At 41.4% G+C, this 16,839-nt stretch carries 20 protein-coding genes; 4 read left to right on the top strand and 16 right to left on the bottom strand.

The window, feature by feature from the left end:
• Nucleotides 1-142 precede the first annotated feature (142 nt).
• From AE2B122_RS13565 to AE2B122_RS13600, 8 genes are all read right to left on the bottom strand, one after another.
• Nucleotides 143-676 carry a hypothetical protein gene (locus AE2B122_RS13565; RefSeq protein WP_175074406.1) on the bottom strand — a complete coding sequence of 178 codons (534 nt, stop codon included), beginning with the start codon at nucleotides 674-676 and terminating at the stop codon, nucleotides 143-145.
• A 23-nt stretch (nucleotides 677-699) separates the two neighbouring features.
• The gene (locus AE2B122_RS13570; RefSeq protein WP_175074407.1) at nucleotides 700-1,170 is read right to left on the bottom strand and encodes a GNAT family N-acetyltransferase; all 471 of its coding nucleotides are present in this window, start codon (nucleotides 1,168-1,170) and stop codon (nucleotides 700-702) included.
• Between the two features lie 11 nt (nucleotides 1,171-1,181).
• The gene (locus AE2B122_RS13575; protein WP_095219597.1) at nucleotides 1,182-1,364 is read right to left on the bottom strand and encodes a DUF4177 domain-containing protein; all 183 of its coding nucleotides are present in this window, start codon (nucleotides 1,362-1,364) and stop codon (nucleotides 1,182-1,184) included.
• 49 nt (nucleotides 1,365-1,413) lie between these two features.
• The gene (locus AE2B122_RS13580; RefSeq protein ID WP_175074408.1) at nucleotides 1,414-1,830 is read right to left on the bottom strand and encodes a GNAT family N-acetyltransferase; all 417 of its coding nucleotides are present in this window, start codon (nucleotides 1,828-1,830) and stop codon (nucleotides 1,414-1,416) included.
• Complete coding sequence (locus AE2B122_RS13585) at nucleotides 1,808-2,605, bottom strand: S9 family peptidase (protein WP_175074409.1); 798 nt, start codon at nucleotides 2,603-2,605, stop codon at nucleotides 1,808-1,810. The genes AE2B122_RS13580 and AE2B122_RS13585 overlap by 23 nt, the downstream gene beginning before the upstream one ends.
• 291 nt (nucleotides 2,606-2,896) lie before the next feature.
• Nucleotides 2,897-3,766: a GAF domain-containing protein gene (locus tag AE2B122_RS13590; RefSeq protein ID WP_175074458.1), complete on the bottom strand. Its 870-nt coding sequence runs from the start codon at nucleotides 3,764-3,766 to the stop codon at nucleotides 2,897-2,899.
• 138 nt (nucleotides 3,767-3,904) lie between these two features.
• Nucleotides 3,905-4,045, bottom strand: a complete 141-nt coding sequence (locus AE2B122_RS13595) for a hypothetical protein (RefSeq protein WP_175074410.1) — start codon at nucleotides 4,043-4,045, stop codon at nucleotides 3,905-3,907.
• A 126-nt stretch (nucleotides 4,046-4,171) separates the two neighbouring features.
• On the bottom strand, nucleotides 4,172-5,170 hold the full coding sequence (locus AE2B122_RS13600) for an acryloyl-CoA reductase (protein ID WP_175074411.1): 999 nt from the start codon (nucleotides 5,168-5,170) through the stop codon (nucleotides 4,172-4,174).
• Nucleotides 5,171-5,401: 231 nt separating this feature from the next.
• On the opposite strand from AE2B122_RS13600, the gene AE2B122_RS13605 reads away from it, so the two are divergent.
• Both AE2B122_RS13605 and AE2B122_RS13610 read left to right on the top strand, forming a co-directional pair.
• Nucleotides 5,402-6,250, top strand: coding sequence for a YitT family protein (locus AE2B122_RS13605; RefSeq protein WP_217468089.1), 849 nt, complete (start codon nucleotides 5,402-5,404; stop codon nucleotides 6,248-6,250).
• A gap of 270 nt (nucleotides 6,251-6,520) precedes the next feature.
• Nucleotides 6,521-7,531 (top strand): STAS domain-containing protein, encoded by a 1,011-nt coding sequence (locus tag AE2B122_RS13610; protein WP_175074412.1) that lies wholly within the window; start codon nucleotides 6,521-6,523, stop codon nucleotides 7,529-7,531.
• Between the two features lie 23 nt (nucleotides 7,532-7,554).
• Here AE2B122_RS13610 and AE2B122_RS13615 read toward each other — a convergent pair whose 3' ends face one another.
• The 5 genes from AE2B122_RS13615 to celB all read right to left on the bottom strand — a co-directional run bounded on the left by AE2B122_RS13615 (nucleotide 7,555) and on the right by celB (nucleotide 10,863).
• Nucleotides 7,555-8,034: a GNAT family N-acetyltransferase gene (locus tag AE2B122_RS13615; RefSeq protein ID WP_254593507.1), complete on the bottom strand. Its 480-nt coding sequence runs from the start codon at nucleotides 8,032-8,034 to the stop codon at nucleotides 7,555-7,557.
• A complete protein-coding gene (locus AE2B122_RS13620) occupies nucleotides 8,031-8,192 on the bottom strand; it encodes a hypothetical protein (protein WP_175074413.1) in 162 nt (53 codons plus the stop codon). The genes AE2B122_RS13615 and AE2B122_RS13620 overlap by 4 nt, the downstream gene beginning before the upstream one ends.
• Before the next feature lie 232 nt (nucleotides 8,193-8,424).
• A complete protein-coding gene (locus AE2B122_RS13625) occupies nucleotides 8,425-8,715 on the bottom strand; it encodes a hypothetical protein (RefSeq protein WP_175074414.1) in 291 nt (96 codons plus the stop codon).
• Nucleotides 8,716-8,797: 82 nt separating this feature from the next.
• Entirely contained in the window at nucleotides 8,798-9,382 is a 585-nt protein-coding gene (locus tag AE2B122_RS13630) for a hypothetical protein (RefSeq protein ID WP_095272324.1), read from the bottom strand.
• Between the two features lie 167 nt (nucleotides 9,383-9,549).
• Nucleotides 9,550-10,863: a PTS cellobiose transporter subunit IIC gene (celB, locus tag AE2B122_RS13635; protein WP_175074415.1), complete on the bottom strand. Its 1,314-nt coding sequence runs from the start codon at nucleotides 10,861-10,863 to the stop codon at nucleotides 9,550-9,552.
• Nucleotides 10,864-11,053: 190 nt separating this feature from the next.
• Between celB and AE2B122_RS13640 the strand changes: the two genes are divergently transcribed.
• Nucleotides 11,054-11,881, top strand: coding sequence for a dihydrodipicolinate synthase family protein (locus tag AE2B122_RS13640; protein ID WP_095219607.1), 828 nt, complete (start codon nucleotides 11,054-11,056; stop codon nucleotides 11,879-11,881).
• Nucleotides 11,882-11,936: 55 nt separating this feature from the next.
• Here AE2B122_RS13640 and AE2B122_RS13645 read toward each other — a convergent pair whose 3' ends face one another.
• The gene (locus AE2B122_RS13645) at nucleotides 11,937-12,701 is read right to left on the bottom strand and encodes a GTP pyrophosphokinase family protein (RefSeq protein ID WP_095219608.1); all 765 of its coding nucleotides are present in this window, start codon (nucleotides 12,699-12,701) and stop codon (nucleotides 11,937-11,939) included.
• A 179-nt stretch (nucleotides 12,702-12,880) separates the two neighbouring features.
• The gene (locus tag AE2B122_RS13650; RefSeq protein ID WP_175074461.1) at nucleotides 12,881-15,061 is read right to left on the bottom strand and encodes an MMPL family transporter; all 2,181 of its coding nucleotides are present in this window, start codon (nucleotides 15,059-15,061) and stop codon (nucleotides 12,881-12,883) included.
• Nucleotides 15,062-15,286: 225 nt separating this feature from the next.
• On the opposite strand from AE2B122_RS13650, the gene AE2B122_RS13655 reads away from it, so the two are divergent.
• Nucleotides 15,287-15,829, top strand: a complete 543-nt coding sequence (locus AE2B122_RS13655) for a TetR/AcrR family transcriptional regulator (RefSeq protein ID WP_095219610.1) — start codon at nucleotides 15,287-15,289, stop codon at nucleotides 15,827-15,829.
• Between the two features lie 101 nt (nucleotides 15,830-15,930).
• Here AE2B122_RS13655 and AE2B122_RS13660 read toward each other — a convergent pair whose 3' ends face one another.
• The gene (locus AE2B122_RS13660) at nucleotides 15,931-16,833 is read right to left on the bottom strand and encodes an AraC family transcriptional regulator (RefSeq protein ID WP_095272335.1); all 903 of its coding nucleotides are present in this window, start codon (nucleotides 16,831-16,833) and stop codon (nucleotides 15,931-15,933) included.
• Between the last annotated feature and the right edge of the window lie 6 nt (nucleotides 16,834-16,839).

The following is a 16,839-nucleotide window of genomic DNA, read 5'->3' on the forward strand; positions in this document are numbered from 1 at the left end:
CTATTTAAGTTTGTGAAATATTGAACAATTTGTGGCGTAATCGTAACAGCTTTGTTAACAAACAAAAAAATCCCTTAAGAAAGGGATTTTCAAGTAGTTAATATGAAATTATTTTGACATTGAGTTGAGCATTGCTTCTTATTTATGCTAATAACACACGTAACGCGTCAGATGCACCTTCTGGTAGTTCAAGTTCGAACGCTTGCTGCAAATAATGCCGATCTTTCAGTCCGCAGCTGCGGAAATAATGTTCCATTATAGAGCGCTTATCTTCTTTTCCGGGTAACAGCCAATACATGATATACCACGCCTCCATACTAGCCAGCGGCAATGCACCTGCTCTTGTTTGTTCCCTGACGGCAGAGAAGGGCATCTCAAAAACACTATTAGCATAGGAAACTGCAAAACCAGTCATCAAATCCACTTGCACCCCATCTGACATAGTGAAGGTTGTACACGACTTTGTTTTGAATCGGCCCTGTGCCAGCTTGTCCTCGGATTTAACTGCTCTGTTTTGAAGTACTTCCTTTGCTATGGCAAACTGCCAAGGCTCTACTAGTATATCGACATCGTTTGGACTAACAGACAGCCCTTTTAAATACAGCAGCAGCGAACCCCCTACTGCATATTCAATCTCATTTGCTTCCAGCAACATCACAATTGGTTTGAAATGCAACAGTTCGCCTTCCCTCCATTACATTATAAATCCTTGATATACCAAACATCACAAGCGTAATGTTCCGTTTCACTCAAAGGCTTGTCCAAAAGATGAAATCCTTGCTTTATATAAAAACGATTTGCAGCAGTCATATTGCTCAGCGTCTCCAAGTAACATCGACTATAATGCTGCTTAGCAAAAGCAAGAGCTGTCAGCAGTAACGCGTGGGCTACACCTGTTCCGCGCATATTCTCAGCTGCATACATCTTCTGCAGCTCACAAACTTCTGGATGTCCCTCGACAGGTCCAATTCCGCAGCCCGCAACAATCGTACCTTCCTGTTCTACAACCCAATACTTTGAACCAGGCTGCTGATACAAAGAATAGAAACGGCCAAGATCTGGATCACTCCAGGCTGTTCCAGGCTTATCAGCACCAAATTCCTTCAAGCATGTTCGAATGAGCTGCTCGACTGGTTGATTGTCTTTTTCTTCTATTTCTCTAATTTGCATACTTCCACCTCTTACGCTTCTCTCTCGAAAATCAGCTCAATACTGAGAGCCATCCCGTCATGACCTGGTATCGGGTTCATACTATGTAAACGCCAGCCGTTTCTTGCATATTCCTGCACAACTTTCCGATAGTCTGTCTTCATTTTGCCGGAAAAAGCCTTCATCTCAATCGTTTCAAATGCGTATGTCATCATACTTTATTGCCCCTTTTACATTCCAACGTTAATCAACTTTAAAAGGTTTCTACAACTTCTTAACCAAATAATATTGAGTATGCCCGGCTGGATGATCCTCTACTTTTCCGAATACTGTATACCCATGCTTCTGATAAAAAGCAGGTGCCTGGAAGCTGAAGCTGTCCAATTTAATAAGCCTTGCATTGTTTTGTCTGGCATAATTTTCAGCCTCGGCTAACAGCTTCTCCCCAAACCCAACTTTTCGCTTTGATTCTTCTACCCAAAGAAAATCAATATGCAGATGCTGCCAAAAAAGCGTGCAGGTGATACCGCCAATAATATTGCCTGTGTCATCGCGAACCGTGAATGCTGTGGATTCCTTTTTGGCTCCTCTTTCTTCTGGCAATTGTTCCATATTATACGCAATTACTTTCTCTCGGATATATTCCCTTGCTTCTTCATTACTCTCCTGTCGTATCTTCATCTTCGTTTCCGCCTTTCAGGAAAAACCGCTCGGTTTCGTCAAATAAGATACCCCTATCTTCAAGGTTCGCCCAGCCATGATCTGCTCCAGCCACTGTTACAAGCTCCGCAGATTCTGGATAAATCTCCATATATTTCTCAGCATACGCAATAGGGGCGATATCATCTGCATCACCATGGATAATCTTTACTAACCCTTGGTAACTTTTAGCTGTCTCATAAATGTCCAATGTCTTTACATCTTCTATTAAAGCTGGTCCAAGTTTTCTTCCGCGAATGTCCATAAACCCTTGTTTTCTGATGATATCTACGGGCTTCCCCTGTATGGTGCCTTGTTTCGTAATTTCATCCACAATGACAGCAGCCGGTGACCATAAGCAAAGCGTCTTGATCAGCTCCGGATACTTACCCGCAGCCATACTGGCTACGACACTTCCAAGACTCATCCCAAGTAAATGGAATTGATCTGGATCGACCTCAGATTGCTGGCGGCAAAAATGAATGAGCGCTATCGCTTCTTCTATTTCCCTCGTCACCGTCAAGTTAAAGAAATCCCCTTCGCTCTCCCCACAGCCACTGAAATCAAAGCGGAACACGGCAAAACCGGCCGCCACCAGTCGATCCCCCATGTGCACAAAGCTGTCCTGGTTCCCCATCCGGTTGGAAGCGAATCCATGTAGCATGAGTATTGCCGGAAACGGTCCCTTGCCTTCGGGAATATGTACAGAACCTTGCAGCAGTGTACCCTTATGTTTATAAACGAGCGATTTCTTCATTTTAAGTTCCTCCTTATTTTACCATTCCCAAGATGATTGTGTAGAAAATACCAGGGATACAGAAATACAATAACGCTGCTAAATTTCCTTGTTCCTGCATGCACCCGATAGTGTATGCTGGCAGGGATAGGATCGAGGTATTCAGATAAAAAATGAATCACAGCGAAAAGACAAACAAACACGAAACTTGTTAACAGCACGATACTTCTTCCTCTCTATCAGATGATAACCCATTACCACTCCGGACCAAACCTAAACAAAAAAAAACCAGACAGTTATTTCTGTCTGGTTTTAAAAGCTATCATCTCGCTTCTCTAATTTTAATCCGATCTTATTCAATGCACGCTCTAAATTGGCCTCTATTATTATGTCTTTTAATTCCATCTGCAACGATAAAGCTTTTAATGCTAAATCCGGATGGAATCCGGTCAGAATTGGTTTTACACCAATAAGCTTCAATAAAGTAGCTATCTTTAATAACGAATTGCTTACAACATGATCAATCTGAGAGATACCCGATAAGTCGATGACAAGGTAATCCAAATTCAACTCCTGGCTCTTTTGCAAAGATAGCTGAATGATTTTTTCAGCTCTGTCCTCATGTATGAACCCAATGATCGGAAGCACCGCAACCCCAGCAGTAATCGGAACGAATGGTGCCGATAGATTTTGTATCTGTTTGTTGGCGTTCTCAAGCTCTAGCACAAACGTCAAAAGTGATGCCATCGTTTCGAATAAACGAATATGCTCTTCCGTAAACGGAAATGATTTCGAATCAAGTCCGCAAATAGTTCCGTAATTCTCTCCGTTCTCAAAATAGATCGGAATCCCGATAAAGCTACCGCCCCCGAGGTTATTTGCTACTTCAAGTGATTGAGATAGTTCGCTCTTCGCTAAGTCTGGGATAATTAGTATTTCTCTCCCATGATCGACACTAAGCTTGCATAATGTCTCATTAAAGGGAAGCTTTTCTCCTTCCTGGAGGAGATTTTCTTTTTGATTCACAACTTTAATGATTTTATTATGAACGTTGTCATTTTTAGCGATAAATAATGTATTAATCTTCACGAATTCACTGATAATATTCAGCACACCCTGTGCCGCTTCATCGAAATTAGCAAAAGTACTTACACTTTTGGTCATCTCTGCAAATGTTTTCATTTCCAAGTACCTTTCTCCTTACTCAAATTCGAATACCATACCTTTACCCTAATTAAGTAAGGTTATAACACATTTTCTGAAGAAAAGTTTATTGGCATATAAAAAAAGCGTGCTGCCAGGGCAGCACGCTAATATCATTTAGTTAGCTTTTTTATATGTTTCTGTCTGAGTTTCCGTCACACTTGCAAATTGCTCTTCGTCTTGCTTGACCATTTTCAACCAAGCTGCAAAACAGCCAACAACACAAGCTACTGCGAACACAATTAAAAGATAAATCATTTTGTGCACCTCACATAGTCATTTGATTATGATTATGCCATGGTTGAACGCTTAGGAAAACAATTTGTGACGATGTTCACAAACAGTTCAAATTTCACCGACACATTAATGTCACATTATTTCACTTTAATCGCCGATACGGACAAGATATCTGCCGCGAGCATGACCTTGCAATAACTTAGGTAATGCATCCGGCAATTGTTCCAGCGTCAATTCTTCTATAACGAAACGTTCCAAGTCTCCTGGATTGAAGGCAGTTGCCAGCTGCAACCAAACTTTATCACGTGTTGGTTTCGGACAATAAACGGAGTCGATACCGAGTAAGTTGATTCCGCGAAGAATGAATGGGAATACACTAGTCGGGACTTTGCCTCCGGCAGTTAATCCGCTCACTGCAGCGGATCCGTTATACTTGAGCTGGCTGAGAACTGATGCAAGCGGTTCCCCGCCGACCGGATCGACTGCTGCTGCCCATCTCTGGCTTGCAATCTGCTTAAGATTGCCATCATACACCTCGTCGCGCGAAATGATACGAGTAGCTCCAAGCTCCTTAAGATATTCGTGTTCCTCTTGTTTGCCTGTACTCGCTTCCACTTCGAAGCCAAGCTTGTACAAAATAGCTACTGCAAAACTGCCGACTCCTCCGGTTGCTCCGGTAACAAGTACTGGGCCATTCTCTTTATCCAATCCGTTCTCCAACAAACGCTGAACAGATAGTGCAGCTGTAAACCCTGCTGTACCGATGATCATTGCTTCTCTCGTCGTCATTCCTTCCGGCACTGGTACGATATAATCAGCTGGCACTCTCGCGTACTCGCTGTATCCACCATGACGAGCAACTCCGATTTCATAGCTCGTGGCAATGACATGATCTCCCGGCTGAAAGCGCTCATCCTCGGAAGATACAACTTCTCCAGCTAAATCTATACCTGGAACTATAGGGTAAGACTTCACTACATTTCCATTTGGTATCGTCGCTAGGCTATCTTTATAGTTGACACCGGAGTAGTGAACCTTGATCAATACTTCTCCCTCCGGCAACTGGTCAACGGCCAATTCTTTCACTTGAACAGAGAAATCTTCTCCTTGTTTATCTGCAATTAATGCTTTAAATGTATCACTCATCTGCATACCCTCCTACTAATTACATACTAATCTTTTTCATAATCAGACACAATTTATGCGCATTTTGCTAAGAAATCATTCTCCGTATATTAATACCCTTTCTGTCTCTTCTGCAAAACAGGAAGATATTCTTTCAAAATCTTGTCAAGTAATATGGCAAGCTATAATGCAGTGTGATATAATCTCGTGGTCTATCAGAGAAGAAACAACATATTAAAAGGGGGTTATCAGATGAAACAGATAAAGCAGAACTTCCTCAGAGACCTGGTATTCCTCATGGCTGGATCCTTTCTTTTCGCCCTGGCAGTGAATATTTTCGCTATTCCGAGTGAACTTGGCGAAGGCGGCGTAACAGGTGTTACTATTATTTTATTTTATGCACTTGGCTGGGCTCCGAGTATTATGAACCTTATTTTGAATGGTCTTTTAATTATCATAGGATACCGATTCCTAGACAAGCAGACCGTTTTTTATACAATCATTGTCGTCATACTTAATTCTTTCTTTCTTCATTTAACGGAAAGCTGGGAGATAGCTTCGAATCAAGTACTAGTAAACGCAGTCTTTGGCGGCTTATTTGCTGGTGTCGGCATCGGACTTGTACTTAAAGTAGGCGGTACGACAGCTGGTACTGCTATTCTTGCCCGGCTTGCGAATAAGTATCTCGATTGGAATACAAGCTTTGCCTTATTGTTCTTTGATTTGATTGTTGTAGCAGCTTCTTGGTTCATCATCGGCACAGAAAAGCTTCTAATTACTGTGATTATGCTATACATCGCAACGAAGGTAATGGAATTTGTTATTGAAGGATTGAATCCGAAGAAAGCTGTCTTCATCATTTCTAACCAAAAGGATACGATTGCCAAGACAATCTCCACGCAGCTCGATAGAGGTGTTACGCTGCTGGAAGGACGCGGATATTATACACAGAACCAGAAGGAAATTCTGTATGTAGTCATCAATAAGCAAGAACTGCTCCCATTGAAAAAAATAGTCCGTTCTATTGATACAAAAGCATTCATCACGTTATACGATGTGCGCGATGTATTTGGTGAAGGATTTATGGATATTACAAAATAAAACAGAAGCGTACCAGATTGGTACGCTTCTGTTTTATTTAATGCCTCACTAGCAGTAAATTATGCACATTAACAAGTTAAGAACATATTGAAATTTTTAGATTGCATTCCATCATCTAACTGTATTATGTGCTATGGTTGGTATAAAGGAATAATTTAGAGAAATGATAGATAAGACTTACTGCGGCCCGCAAAGAACTGGCATTGTATCTGGATAATATTTATAATGATACTTAGACTATAAAACGCACGAAAAAGGGGAACGGAACCATTGGATAAGATAGAAATTGGCGGCCTCCAGTTTGCTTGGGAACTGGATAAAGGCAGATTTATATATGAAGATCAGGATTCAGTTCTTTTTTGGATTTCCAGTGCTATGCGTGAATTTTTTGACACGATAGAGGAGATTTCTGGAGAAGAGGTTTCCAATCTTGTTTTCGAAACAACAGGATATCGGCAAGGCACTGTTGTCGGCGAATATTTCCAAAACAAACCTGACGTTGGCATCCATAAAGCTGCGGAACTGATTAAGAATACGTATGCTTCTGCAGGCTGGGGAAGAACTACAATAAAGAATCTTGATCCAGAAAAACATACGTTGACAGCAGAATTGGTTGACAGCTGGGAACATAAGATAAATATTTCTCAAGGCAAAACTGAAGGAGGCCGTTTCTTGCCAGCCCATTATGCGGGCATCTTCAGCGGCATGTTCGGAACAAATATATGGTATAAGGTAGAGCATTATCAATTGGAAGGCTACGAAAGTACTATCATCCATTACTTCCCTTCAGAAGTTACAGTTTCGGAGAATATCCACCAGCTGGCCCGGAAAAAAGAATCACAGCAAATTTTGGAACTGGAAGCAACAGTCGAGGATAAGACCAGGGAATTGAAAAAGCTGGTGCGTGATCTATCCTCCCCGATCATACCTGTTCTTGATCATGTCGTTGTCGTTCCCTTGATCGGAAAATATGATGAAGAACGGTCAGAGGAGCTTCTATTCAAGACGCTGGAAAACTTGCCGGCCTATAAAGCAAGATACCTGCTTCTGGATTTGACAGGCCTGGATAAGGATGTCAGCCAATATACGGCGAACCTGATCAGCAAGGTTGGATCTGCTTCATCCTTAATCGGTACTCAGACATTACTCGTCGGTATTTCACCAGAGCTCGGCTTGCAGATATCCAACTCTGGGATCTCGCTCGCCTCCTTCGATTGTTTCCAAACGCTACAGCACGGAATCCATTATGCGCTTGGGCAAATGGGTAAACAGATCATCTGAAAATAACGAACCTCTCCATCTATCTAGCTGGAGAGGTTTTTTACATCTAGCACCATGCGAATAAAAGGATACACCGACCCGTTTGTTTGCTGATCGAAACATTCAGTAAGATGGAACCCAATTCGTTCGTACAACGTAATAGCCCGCTTATTGAATGAAGCTACAGCAAGGGAAATTTTTTCTGGGTGATATGCTTTTATGATGTGTTCAACCAGAAATGACACAAATTCCTGTCCAAAGCCTTTGCCAGTCAGATCTGGACGCATACCAAATCCTATTTCGACTTCATCATTTTCTGATTGTATACTGCAAAAGCCCATGACCGCTTCCATCTGTGTCACCGCATAAACATTTCCTTTTCTTGCTTCCGGATCAAGGAATTCAGCCATGTCCTCTTCATCTTGATCCATATCATAGAAAGCATAGATGCCTTCATATCTCCATGTGTTCGCAATAAGTTCAGCCTGTGACTGCGTCATAGGTACAATCTGGTACATTGTCATTCTCGTTGCCTCCGATCTGCTTGCCATTCAGCCATGTAAGTCTGCTGGCGTCTTCGGTTGTACGTTCTAAATACTAGATAGATTCCGATGATAACACCTAACACAATTAGCAAAATAAGTGCAACGATGGCAACGGTATAAAAGGATAATGCCGTCATGAGATTGTTACTCCCTCTTTTTTTATTAATTCCATTATAGATAGAAAACAAACGGAAAACTAGGAATACTTTTTACAAATACTGCTTACTCCATGCGAATGGCTCTAGAAGATTACAAGAAAAGACTGCATACCGATTACACAATATCTTTACTCAAAGTCTCACTTACTAATATGAAAATGCCCAAAAAAACCGGCTATAAAGTATATTTTATAGCCGGTTTCAAATTAAATTATTTATTCACTTTTTCTTCCGCCGCTTTAATCTCTTCTTCAGTCGGTGTAATTGTATTTGCCACCCACTCTTCCCGGTACGCATGATCCAGCGCACTCAGGCCTCTTTCCTCTTTTTCAAAATCCGCTTCCGGACTAGGCATCTTGTCCTCCCGCTCTTTATCCTGCAAATTCGATCCTGTCACATTCGGATCATCCTTCTTGCTTTTCAAATAAGAAAAGGTACCTGCTGCTGCGGCTATTGCGACTGTTCCTCCTGCGATCAATCCGATATTCGTTTTCTTCATCATGTTACTTCCCTCCACTCATTTGTGATGATTCAGTAACGCTCTAAATTCTATATTCCTTGTTTACGCTTTCTCTAAACTAAAATTAAGCTTCCTGCTTCAGCTCGAACTCCACTAGATTCTCCCCAAGGACACTAAGAGTAATATGATTGTCACTCATATTGATGTAGCCATATTTGGAGCTGGAGGTATCTGTAATACTTTGTCTTAGATTGCCTGGCACCTTACGCTCGCCATTTTTGTAGCATGTATAAATATGATCAATCGTCACATCAGGTATATGCAGGATATTTTTCAAATAGTAGACTGCCACTGTATTGAATTTTATATTGGAATTCACTTCATATCGCTCCAGGAAATCACGGAATGGTTCCACACCGCTTTTGCCTAGTAAATCAAGGTCTTTCACCATGCTATAGGAGTCCTTATTCCGTCGGATCGGACGCTTCTTGATTGATTGGACTCGATTGGAGTCGACAACCGAAATGTGCTGTACTGTTTCTGTTTCTGGCTCCTCTGCTGCTGCCGCCTCATAGCCAAAACCCTGCTCACCAAGATAGCTCTTTACCATTATGTCGAAAACCTTGCCTTGCAGATTTTCCGGAAACTTCTGTATCACTGTCGAAATACGTTCCATTTCTGCTACTAATGCCTCGTACGACGTCGTCATAATTCCCCTCCCATAGCTTTTTCTATTTGTTTCTCGATTGTTTGTGCTATTTCCTGCAAAGTTTTCAATTTTTCTATATTGAAAGATTATCTTTATTAACATTCCACTATCCTTATCTTTTCACACCTTCTTTAATTTAAGGTTTTCTATGTAGAAAGAAGAGCAGATTACTGCTCTTCTCCTCCTGCCGCTTCTTCCTTTGCTTTTTGTTTATCCCATAGCCGGAAAAAAGGGTAATAAATAAGGAATGATAGGACAAGAATGACAATCTGCAGAATTGCCCCTGATATGCTGCCTGTAATTAGATAGCCTTGTAATATAGGCGGCATAGTCCAAGGTGGCACTATTCCTATAGGCTTCGCAACGATTCCCCAGTCCATAGCCAAATACGTAATCAGTACCGAAATAAGCGGTGTGAAAATGAAGGGCACGATCAAGAGCGGGTTCATGACAATAGGCATTCCGAATAGTACCGGTTCATTGATATTGAATATACCTGGTCCGATACTCAGTCTTCCAAGCTGCTTCATCTGCTGACTTTTTGCAAATAATAACATTGCCAGCACAAGGCCCAGTGTTGTTCCAGAACCTCCCATAAAGACGATATCATTTATTTCATTTGTAACGATATGCTGCACGGTCTCGCCAAGCTCAAAGGATTTAGCGTTCTCCGCTGTCAACGTCAGCCAAATCGGTCCTGTTACAGCTCCAACAATCGTCGCTCCGTGTAAACCAGTACTCCAAAGCAATGTGATTAACAGAAAAATAATCATTGTACCAGCAAGACTCGTTCCGATAGATGTTAGCGGCTTTTGCAGGAGCACTGTGATGACATTATGGATACTGCCAAAAGAACCGACGTTCTCTACTAGCAAACGAATGACCCAGATTGCAATGATTGCAAAAAATCCTGGTATCAGGGCGGTAAAAGAGCGAGCAACAGCTGGCGGTACACCGTCAGGCAGTTTGATGACTAAATTACGCTGTACAATCAACCGATATATTTCAGTACACAGAAGCGCAATCAGCATCCCGACAAAAAGCCCTTTACTTGTGAACATCGCTGTCTGATAAGCTGTCTCTGTGATATCCACGCCTTCTGGTGTCTTGCCGATGATATACGTTACATATGGTGTGCCGACGAAATAAGCCGATAAAGATACAGCACCAGCCGCAAGTGGATCAACCTTATATGACTCAGCCAAACGATAACCGATTCCAAAAACGGCAATCAAGGTCATTAGTTCAAACGTGCCGCGATATGGATATAGCAAACTCTCCTTGAGCTGGGGCCGTTCAGCAAGGAAATCCATATACGACTGGATCGGGAAATTGGCTAGAATTAAAAAGAAAGAACCTATGATGATGAGTGGCATTGATAAAATTAGTCCATCACGGAGTGCATTCAAGTGTCGCTGCTGCGCTATCTTTGCGGCGACAGGCATTACTTTCTCCTCTAGGAACTGATTCACTTTACTCATGACTGTACCTCCTCAGCGGATTTACAGCATTTTATGTAACCGCTTTCATTGTGATGAGGTTTTTCCAGCCCAATTATTTTCTATACAATTCTTGTTAAACTAGGTTATGGTGAGTACTACATACACACGGCTTTAGAGCAACTGATCCTTAAGTGGTCAGCAAATAAATTTTCACGAAGGAGTTAAGCTCATGTTGAAAGAAATTTATCATATCGCTGTACCTACTGCTTTTCAAGACAACGAGGCACTCGATACAAAGCATACTCTAGATCACATAAGACAACTATATAACCAAGGTATTCGATCTGTACTAGTTTGCGGTTCAACCGGGGAGCAGCATAGCCTTAGTTTAAAGGAAAAAGTGGAGCTGCTAACAGCTTTAGAAGAGGAAGAATTGCTCGTTAGCGATATGGAAATTATCTTCGGTGTTTCAGCGATCAGACAATCTGAAGCTGAAGTACTTGCTAAAGAAATCAGTAAGACCAATATTGCCGCAATTCTCTTAGGCTATCCCCCCTACCTCTTACCTACTCAGAACGAAGCATTGATATATTCAAAAAGTATTATTTCTTTGGTCAAGAAACCAGTAATCTTATACAATAACCCGGCTCGCACAGGCTTTGATTTATCTGTTGAAAGCGTACTTGAACTTGCAAAATCAGATTCGGTTATTGGCTTAAAAGAAGCAGGAAATTCAAGCAAAGCTTCCGATATATTGAGGAACGTATCAGATGGTGTATTTTATATTTATGCTGGAGGAGAGCGGGACCTGTTGCAGAAAATTCAATATGGCTTTTCACGTTTATCTTCTATTGCCGGCAATATTGCTCCTATTAGAATACAATCATGGTTTGAAGGTCTGTTATCTGGAAACATGATAGAACAAAAAGAGATTGATTGTATTAATGACGTCCTAGAAACAATTTACAACGGTTCGCCTATTGTTAATCTGAAAAGAGAGTTGAGTCATGAAGGTGTTGACTTAGGTAGATGCAGAAAACCTCTCGGAAACAGTTAGTGAATGAAATAGAACCGTTCAAAAAAATGCAGGAACGGTTCTTCATTTCAAATTTTTATTCAAGTCTCTTCGGCTTGTCTATTAGCTGCTGAAGTATACCCTGCATTATCTTGTCCCGGGTTGCAGTCATGCTGCTCACGTCGAGAACTTCATCGAGTTGTTCATTTAAACTTTCATTCTTTAGCTCTTTTACTTCATTATGAATTTTTTCCATCTTATCATCCAACGCGGATGCAGAATCAGCAGCTGCTTTTAATTCATTCGCCAGCCGATTCGGTATTGCTTTATCATATTTATAATAAATTTTATGTTCCAGACTGGCCCAAAAATCCATCGCTATCGTCCTGATTTGAATCTCCACACACACGCTTTCTTCCCTATCAGACAAAAATACGGGTACTTTCACAATTAGGTGCAGGCTCTGATAGCCATTTGGTTTCGGGTTCTTTATATAATCTTTCCTATCGATAAGTTCGATATCTTTTTGCTTCTCGATCATATCGCTTATTGCATAGATATCCGATTTAAATGAGCAGGTAATTCTGATACCAGCGATATCCTTGATATTTTCCTTAATAGCATCCAATGAAAAATCAATATTCTTCTTAAAGATTTTCTTTAAAATGCTTTCTGGTGATTTCAATCGGGAACTGCAGTGTTCAATTGGATTATAATCGTGAATATAAGAAAATTCTTCATTTAAGATATTGATTTTCGTATTCACTTCATCCAGAGCGAATTTGTATACGGCGGTAAATCTCGTAAGTTCTGTCTTCAGTTCTTTAAGCTGCGTTAAATTCTCATGTGTCAGTGACTGCATATTAAAGTTCCTTTCTACTAGCTGCACGGAATATTTTCTATCATTAAAATGGCAGCAAATGGCGAATCAATCACCGCCTTATTCTCATTTTATCAGTAATTCAATTTTCCCTCAGCAATTTTGAGCTTGGCTTCTATAAGAAAAGAGACGCTCTCCCGTGAGAACGTCTCTTTTTACACTCAGCTTGTTTTTCTTTCTTTTTCTTTCTCATGAAGGAGTGCTTCCCCTTCTATGTCAATGTTCGGCAAAATCTTATCGAGCCACTTTGGCATATACCACGCTGCATTGCCCATTAAGGACATAACAGCTGGAACAATTGTCATACGAACTACGAAGGCATCGAATAGGACCCCAAATGTCAGCGCCATCCCGATTGATTTAATCATCGCATCAGGCGTTACCATAAAGCCGACGAATACCGACATCATGATCAATCCTGCTGCAACGACAACCTTACCGCTATCACGCATACCCGCGAGTATCGCTTCTTTTGGATCACGAGTTTGGGAATATATTTCCCGCATGCGGCTTACGAGGAATACTTCATAGTCCATCGCCAAACCGAATAGGATACCGATCGCAATGATCGGCAGGAATGCCAGTATCGGGCTTTCTCCTGGGAATCCGAACAAGTTGATCATATTCCCGTCCTGAACAACAAACGTAACAAACCCTAATGTTGCGCCGATGGAAAGCAGGAATCCTAAAACTGCCTTAAGCGGCAGAAGGATAGATCTGAATACTAATACAAGAAGGACATATGCAAGCCCCACGATTAGTAATGCAAATATTGGCAGTGCATCATTCAGTTTTTGTGCAATATCAATATTGACTGCGGCAGTACCTGTAACAAGCAATTCCGTATCTTCATTAGATAAATCTCTGATTTCATTTACGATATCTTTTGTTTCCTGGTCATTTGGTCCAGTGACCGGTGTCACACTGATGATAAATACATCCCCAGCTTCATTCGGCATTGCTGGAGTAACTGTTTTTACATCATCCAGTTCACTGATGTCCTGGCTGACAGCTTGTAAATCCTGCTGAACTGCTTCTGGATTTTCATCCGCATCGATTTTAGCTGCAACGATTAAAGTAGAATGGAACCCTTCTCCATAAGCATCCGCCAGTATATCGTATGCTTTCCGTTCTGTTGTGTCCTCTTGTTTCGCTGTTCCATCATCCGGCAGACCTAAATTCATATGAGTAAATGGAATAGCAATAACCAAAAGTATTGCTACAGAAAGGAACGTAACAAGCAATGGACGTCGCGTAACAAATTTACCCCATCTATTTTTGCTAGGCTTTCCTTCCGTAGTCCGCGTGATTTTCTTCAGGAATCGATTTCCTTTAGAAGGAGAAATTCGGTGACCAAGCATCCCCAGAATTGCCGGTAGTACCGTAATTGATACTATTACAGACAATAGAATACTGATAGAAGCCGCTACACCCATTACTGTCAGGAACGGAATTCCAGTTACAGCAAGACCCAACAGACCGATAATAACTGTCAATCCTGCGAATACAACAGCGCTCCCGGAAGTACCAGTTGCAATTGCCACCGATTCTTTAACGGAATGCCCCTCAGTCAGCTGCTGTCTGAATCGTGTCATGATGAACAAAGCGTAATCTATTCCTACTGCAATACCCAGCATCGCTGCCAAAGTCAACGATACATTTTGCATTTCGAAGAAGTTGGAACCGATCACGATTGTCAGCAAACTTATTCCAAGTCCAATTAAAGCAGATAGAATTGGCATACCTGCTGCCAGAAAACTAGTGAACGTCACTGCCAGCACGAGGAAGGCAACAATAACCCCGACAATCTCTCCTGCACCCAAATGCATGCCAGAGAATTCTACGTCACCAGTTAATTCAGTTTGAATTCCCGCATCGCGTGTCTCTTCGACTTTCTCTGTCACATTATCAATTGACTCTTGCGTTACTTCTGCTGCTTCATCCTTGAAAATAACTGTACCGTAACCGACCGTTCTATCTTCATTCAAATTCTGAAGCTGAACTGGTGTTGCTACGGAGACAACGTCCGAATCATCTTCTTGAATACTGTTTAGCATATCTGTAATAACTTTATTAGATGCTTCGGAATCGAGTGTCTCACCCTCCGATGCTTTGAACACAACCTGCACTTGCGCTCCTGATTCTGAATCAGGGAATGCATTCTTCAGCAAATCATTGGCTTCTTCAGCAGGTGTATTCGGAATACTCAAGTCTTCATTAAATGCCGTTCCTAAACTAATAGTTACGACAGCTAAAGCGATAAGAAGAGCTAACGCCCCGAAAACAACGCTTTTTTTATAGTTTACAGCCCATTTTCCTAACTTATATAAAAGTTTCGCTATTGTAATCTCCTCCAATGTCATCTATTTCGTACAATCGTGTTTAGAAATAAAGATGCTGTGAACACAGTTCATGTTGACTCTGCTTTCACAATCGGCTAAACTTGCATCATCATTAAAGCTAACGTTTGTACTTACATTTGTAAGTATACTAACGTATTAATATCTTTCAATAATAATGTGATAAATTGAGCATAAAACGAACAAAACAAGGAGAAGTGTTAGCTTTTGAGGAAATCGAGACAGGATAGTTTGTATTCGCAGCAATATATCATGGAAGCTCTAGATCAATTATTGGAAGAAAATCACCTGGAAGATATCACGATAACGGAGATTTGCAAAAAAGCAGGAGTTGCCAGGGTTACTTTTTACAAGTACTATCACACAATTTATGATGTGTTGAATGCATCTGTAGAAGTTAGTATAAAAAGCGCTATCGAGCAGCTTTCTAACATAAACCCTCAAGACAATATACAAGATGTGCTTGCAGACATAATAGCAAGGATAGCTGCCAGCCCTACATCGCTGCAACGCCAGATTAACTCTAATACACACGGCGTGGTGCTTGAGTATTTTGTCCACGCAATTAGCCGCCTTTCGCAAGCTGATACAGTCTTCACCAAAAAGCTGAACCAGGCAGAGGTGTTATTTATAGCAGGCGGCATGTTCAGCATCATCACCCACTGGTTCAAGAATGACTTGCAAGAGTCCCCACAGTCCGTTGCGGCAATGATAACAGATGTGCTCCCAAGTTCAGCTTTGAAACAATAAAATGCATTAAATGAAAAAAGAGAAAGGTTACTCCCTTTCTCTTTTTTCATTGTATATACGAATATTAGAGATGTTCTCCAATAGCTAAATTCTTTGACTGGTTACATCCAATCCTCTTTCAAACGATTAATATCCCTGCGCGGAGGAAAACCAAACATCCTTGCATACTCCCTGCTGAATTGAGAGACACTTTCATATCCTACCTGCAATGCTGCATCTGTTGTGTCTGCATCATCATATAACAAAAGGTGTCGCGCTTCCTGCAGCCTTATTTGTTTCTGGAATTGGATTGGACTCATAGCGGTAACTTCACGGAAATGACGGTGAAGCGTTGATACACTCATTCCTGCAATTTCAGCAAGCTCCTCTATTCGGAAGGATTGATCATAGTGATTTCTTATATGATCGATCACATCACGGATACGCTGGGTGTAACTGCCTTGTACAGCCATTTGCGCTAAGGCACTACCGTGTTTTCCTTGCAGTAGACGATAAAGTATCTCTTTCTTAACTAACGGTGCAAGCACAGGGATATCCTCTGGCTTCTCCAGCAAACTAGCTAATCGGACAGCCACATCCAATATTGGTGCTTCAATTTCATTCACATACATACCTCGTTTTGGATCCTCTCCAGAAACGATCTGTATAGCAGCCTCCTCCATTACCTTCAATATTTCAGCTGGTGTAAATTCCAGTTTCATAGCCAAATAAGGAGCAGAAGCAGATGCTTCCAGAATTTGTCCGGAAACAGGCAAATCCACCGAAGCGACCAGATAATGCTTTGGACCATAAAGCAAGCGGTCCTGGCCTAATAGAATCTCTTTCTCCCCTTGTACGATAATACAGACAGAAGGTTTATAGACTCCGCGCACTGGCCCGTAAGTACTTGTATGGTGAATGAAAAATAAGGACGGGATATTGGTTTCGCCAACCCCCTCTCTCGGAGCAAATTTATTAATCACTCCGGCGAGTGTTGATTGCTTTTCTGACGTTGCTTCTGTCATGAAACC

Origin of the sequence: Terribacillus sp. AE2B 122 (assembly GCF_902497585.1) — a bacterium.
Taxonomy (GTDB): Bacteria; Bacillota; Bacilli; order Bacillales; family Amphibacillaceae; genus Terribacillus; species Terribacillus saccharophilus_A.

Excerpts from the sequence above, each read along its gene's own strand:
- AE2B122_RS13570 (WP_175074407.1), bottom strand. The coding sequence starts at position 1,170 with ATGCAAATTAGAGAAATAGAAGAAAAAGACAATCAACCAGTCGAGCAG.
- AE2B122_RS13575 (WP_095219597.1), bottom strand. The coding sequence starts at position 1,364 with ATGATGACATACGCATTTGAAACGATTGAGATGAAGGCTTTTTCCGGC.
- AE2B122_RS13580 (WP_175074408.1), bottom strand. The coding sequence starts at position 1,830 with ATGAAGATACGACAGGAGAGTAATGAAGAAGCAAGGGAATATATCCGA.
- AE2B122_RS13585 (WP_175074409.1), bottom strand. The coding sequence starts at position 2,605 with ATGAAGAAATCGCTCGTTTATAAACATAAGGGTACACTGCTGCAAGGT.
- AE2B122_RS13590 (WP_175074458.1), bottom strand. The coding sequence starts at position 3,766 with ATGAAAACATTTGCAGAGATGACCAAAAGTGTAAGTACTTTTGCTAAT.
- AE2B122_RS13595 (WP_175074410.1), bottom strand. The coding sequence starts at position 4,045 with ATGATTTATCTTTTAATTGTGTTCGCAGTAGCTTGTGTTGTTGGCTGT.
- AE2B122_RS13600 (WP_175074411.1), bottom strand. The coding sequence starts at position 5,170 with ATGAGTGATACATTTAAAGCATTAATTGCAGATAAACAAGGAGAAGAT.
- AE2B122_RS13605 (WP_217468089.1), top strand. The coding sequence starts at position 5,402 with ATGAAACAGATAAAGCAGAACTTCCTCAGAGACCTGGTATTCCTCATG.
- AE2B122_RS13615 (WP_254593507.1), bottom strand. The coding sequence starts at position 8,034 with ATGACAATGTACCAGATTGTACCTATGACGCAGTCACAGGCTGAACTT.
- AE2B122_RS13620 (WP_175074413.1), bottom strand. The coding sequence starts at position 8,192 with ATGACGGCATTATCCTTTTATACCGTTGCCATCGTTGCACTTATTTTG.
- AE2B122_RS13625 (WP_175074414.1), bottom strand. The coding sequence starts at position 8,715 with ATGATGAAGAAAACGAATATCGGATTGATCGCAGGAGGAACAGTCGCA.
- AE2B122_RS13630 (WP_095272324.1), bottom strand. The coding sequence starts at position 9,382 with ATGACGACGTCGTACGAGGCATTAGTAGCAGAAATGGAACGTATTTCG.
- celB (WP_175074415.1), bottom strand. The coding sequence starts at position 10,863 with ATGAGTAAAGTGAATCAGTTCCTAGAGGAGAAAGTAATGCCTGTCGCC.
- AE2B122_RS13640 (WP_095219607.1), top strand. The coding sequence starts at position 11,054 with ATGTTGAAAGAAATTTATCATATCGCTGTACCTACTGCTTTTCAAGAC.
- AE2B122_RS13645 (WP_095219608.1), bottom strand. The coding sequence starts at position 12,701 with ATGCAGTCACTGACACATGAGAATTTAACGCAGCTTAAAGAACTGAAG.
- AE2B122_RS13660 (WP_095272335.1), bottom strand. The coding sequence starts at position 16,833 with ATGACAGAAGCAACGTCAGAAAAGCAATCAACACTCGCCGGAGTGATT.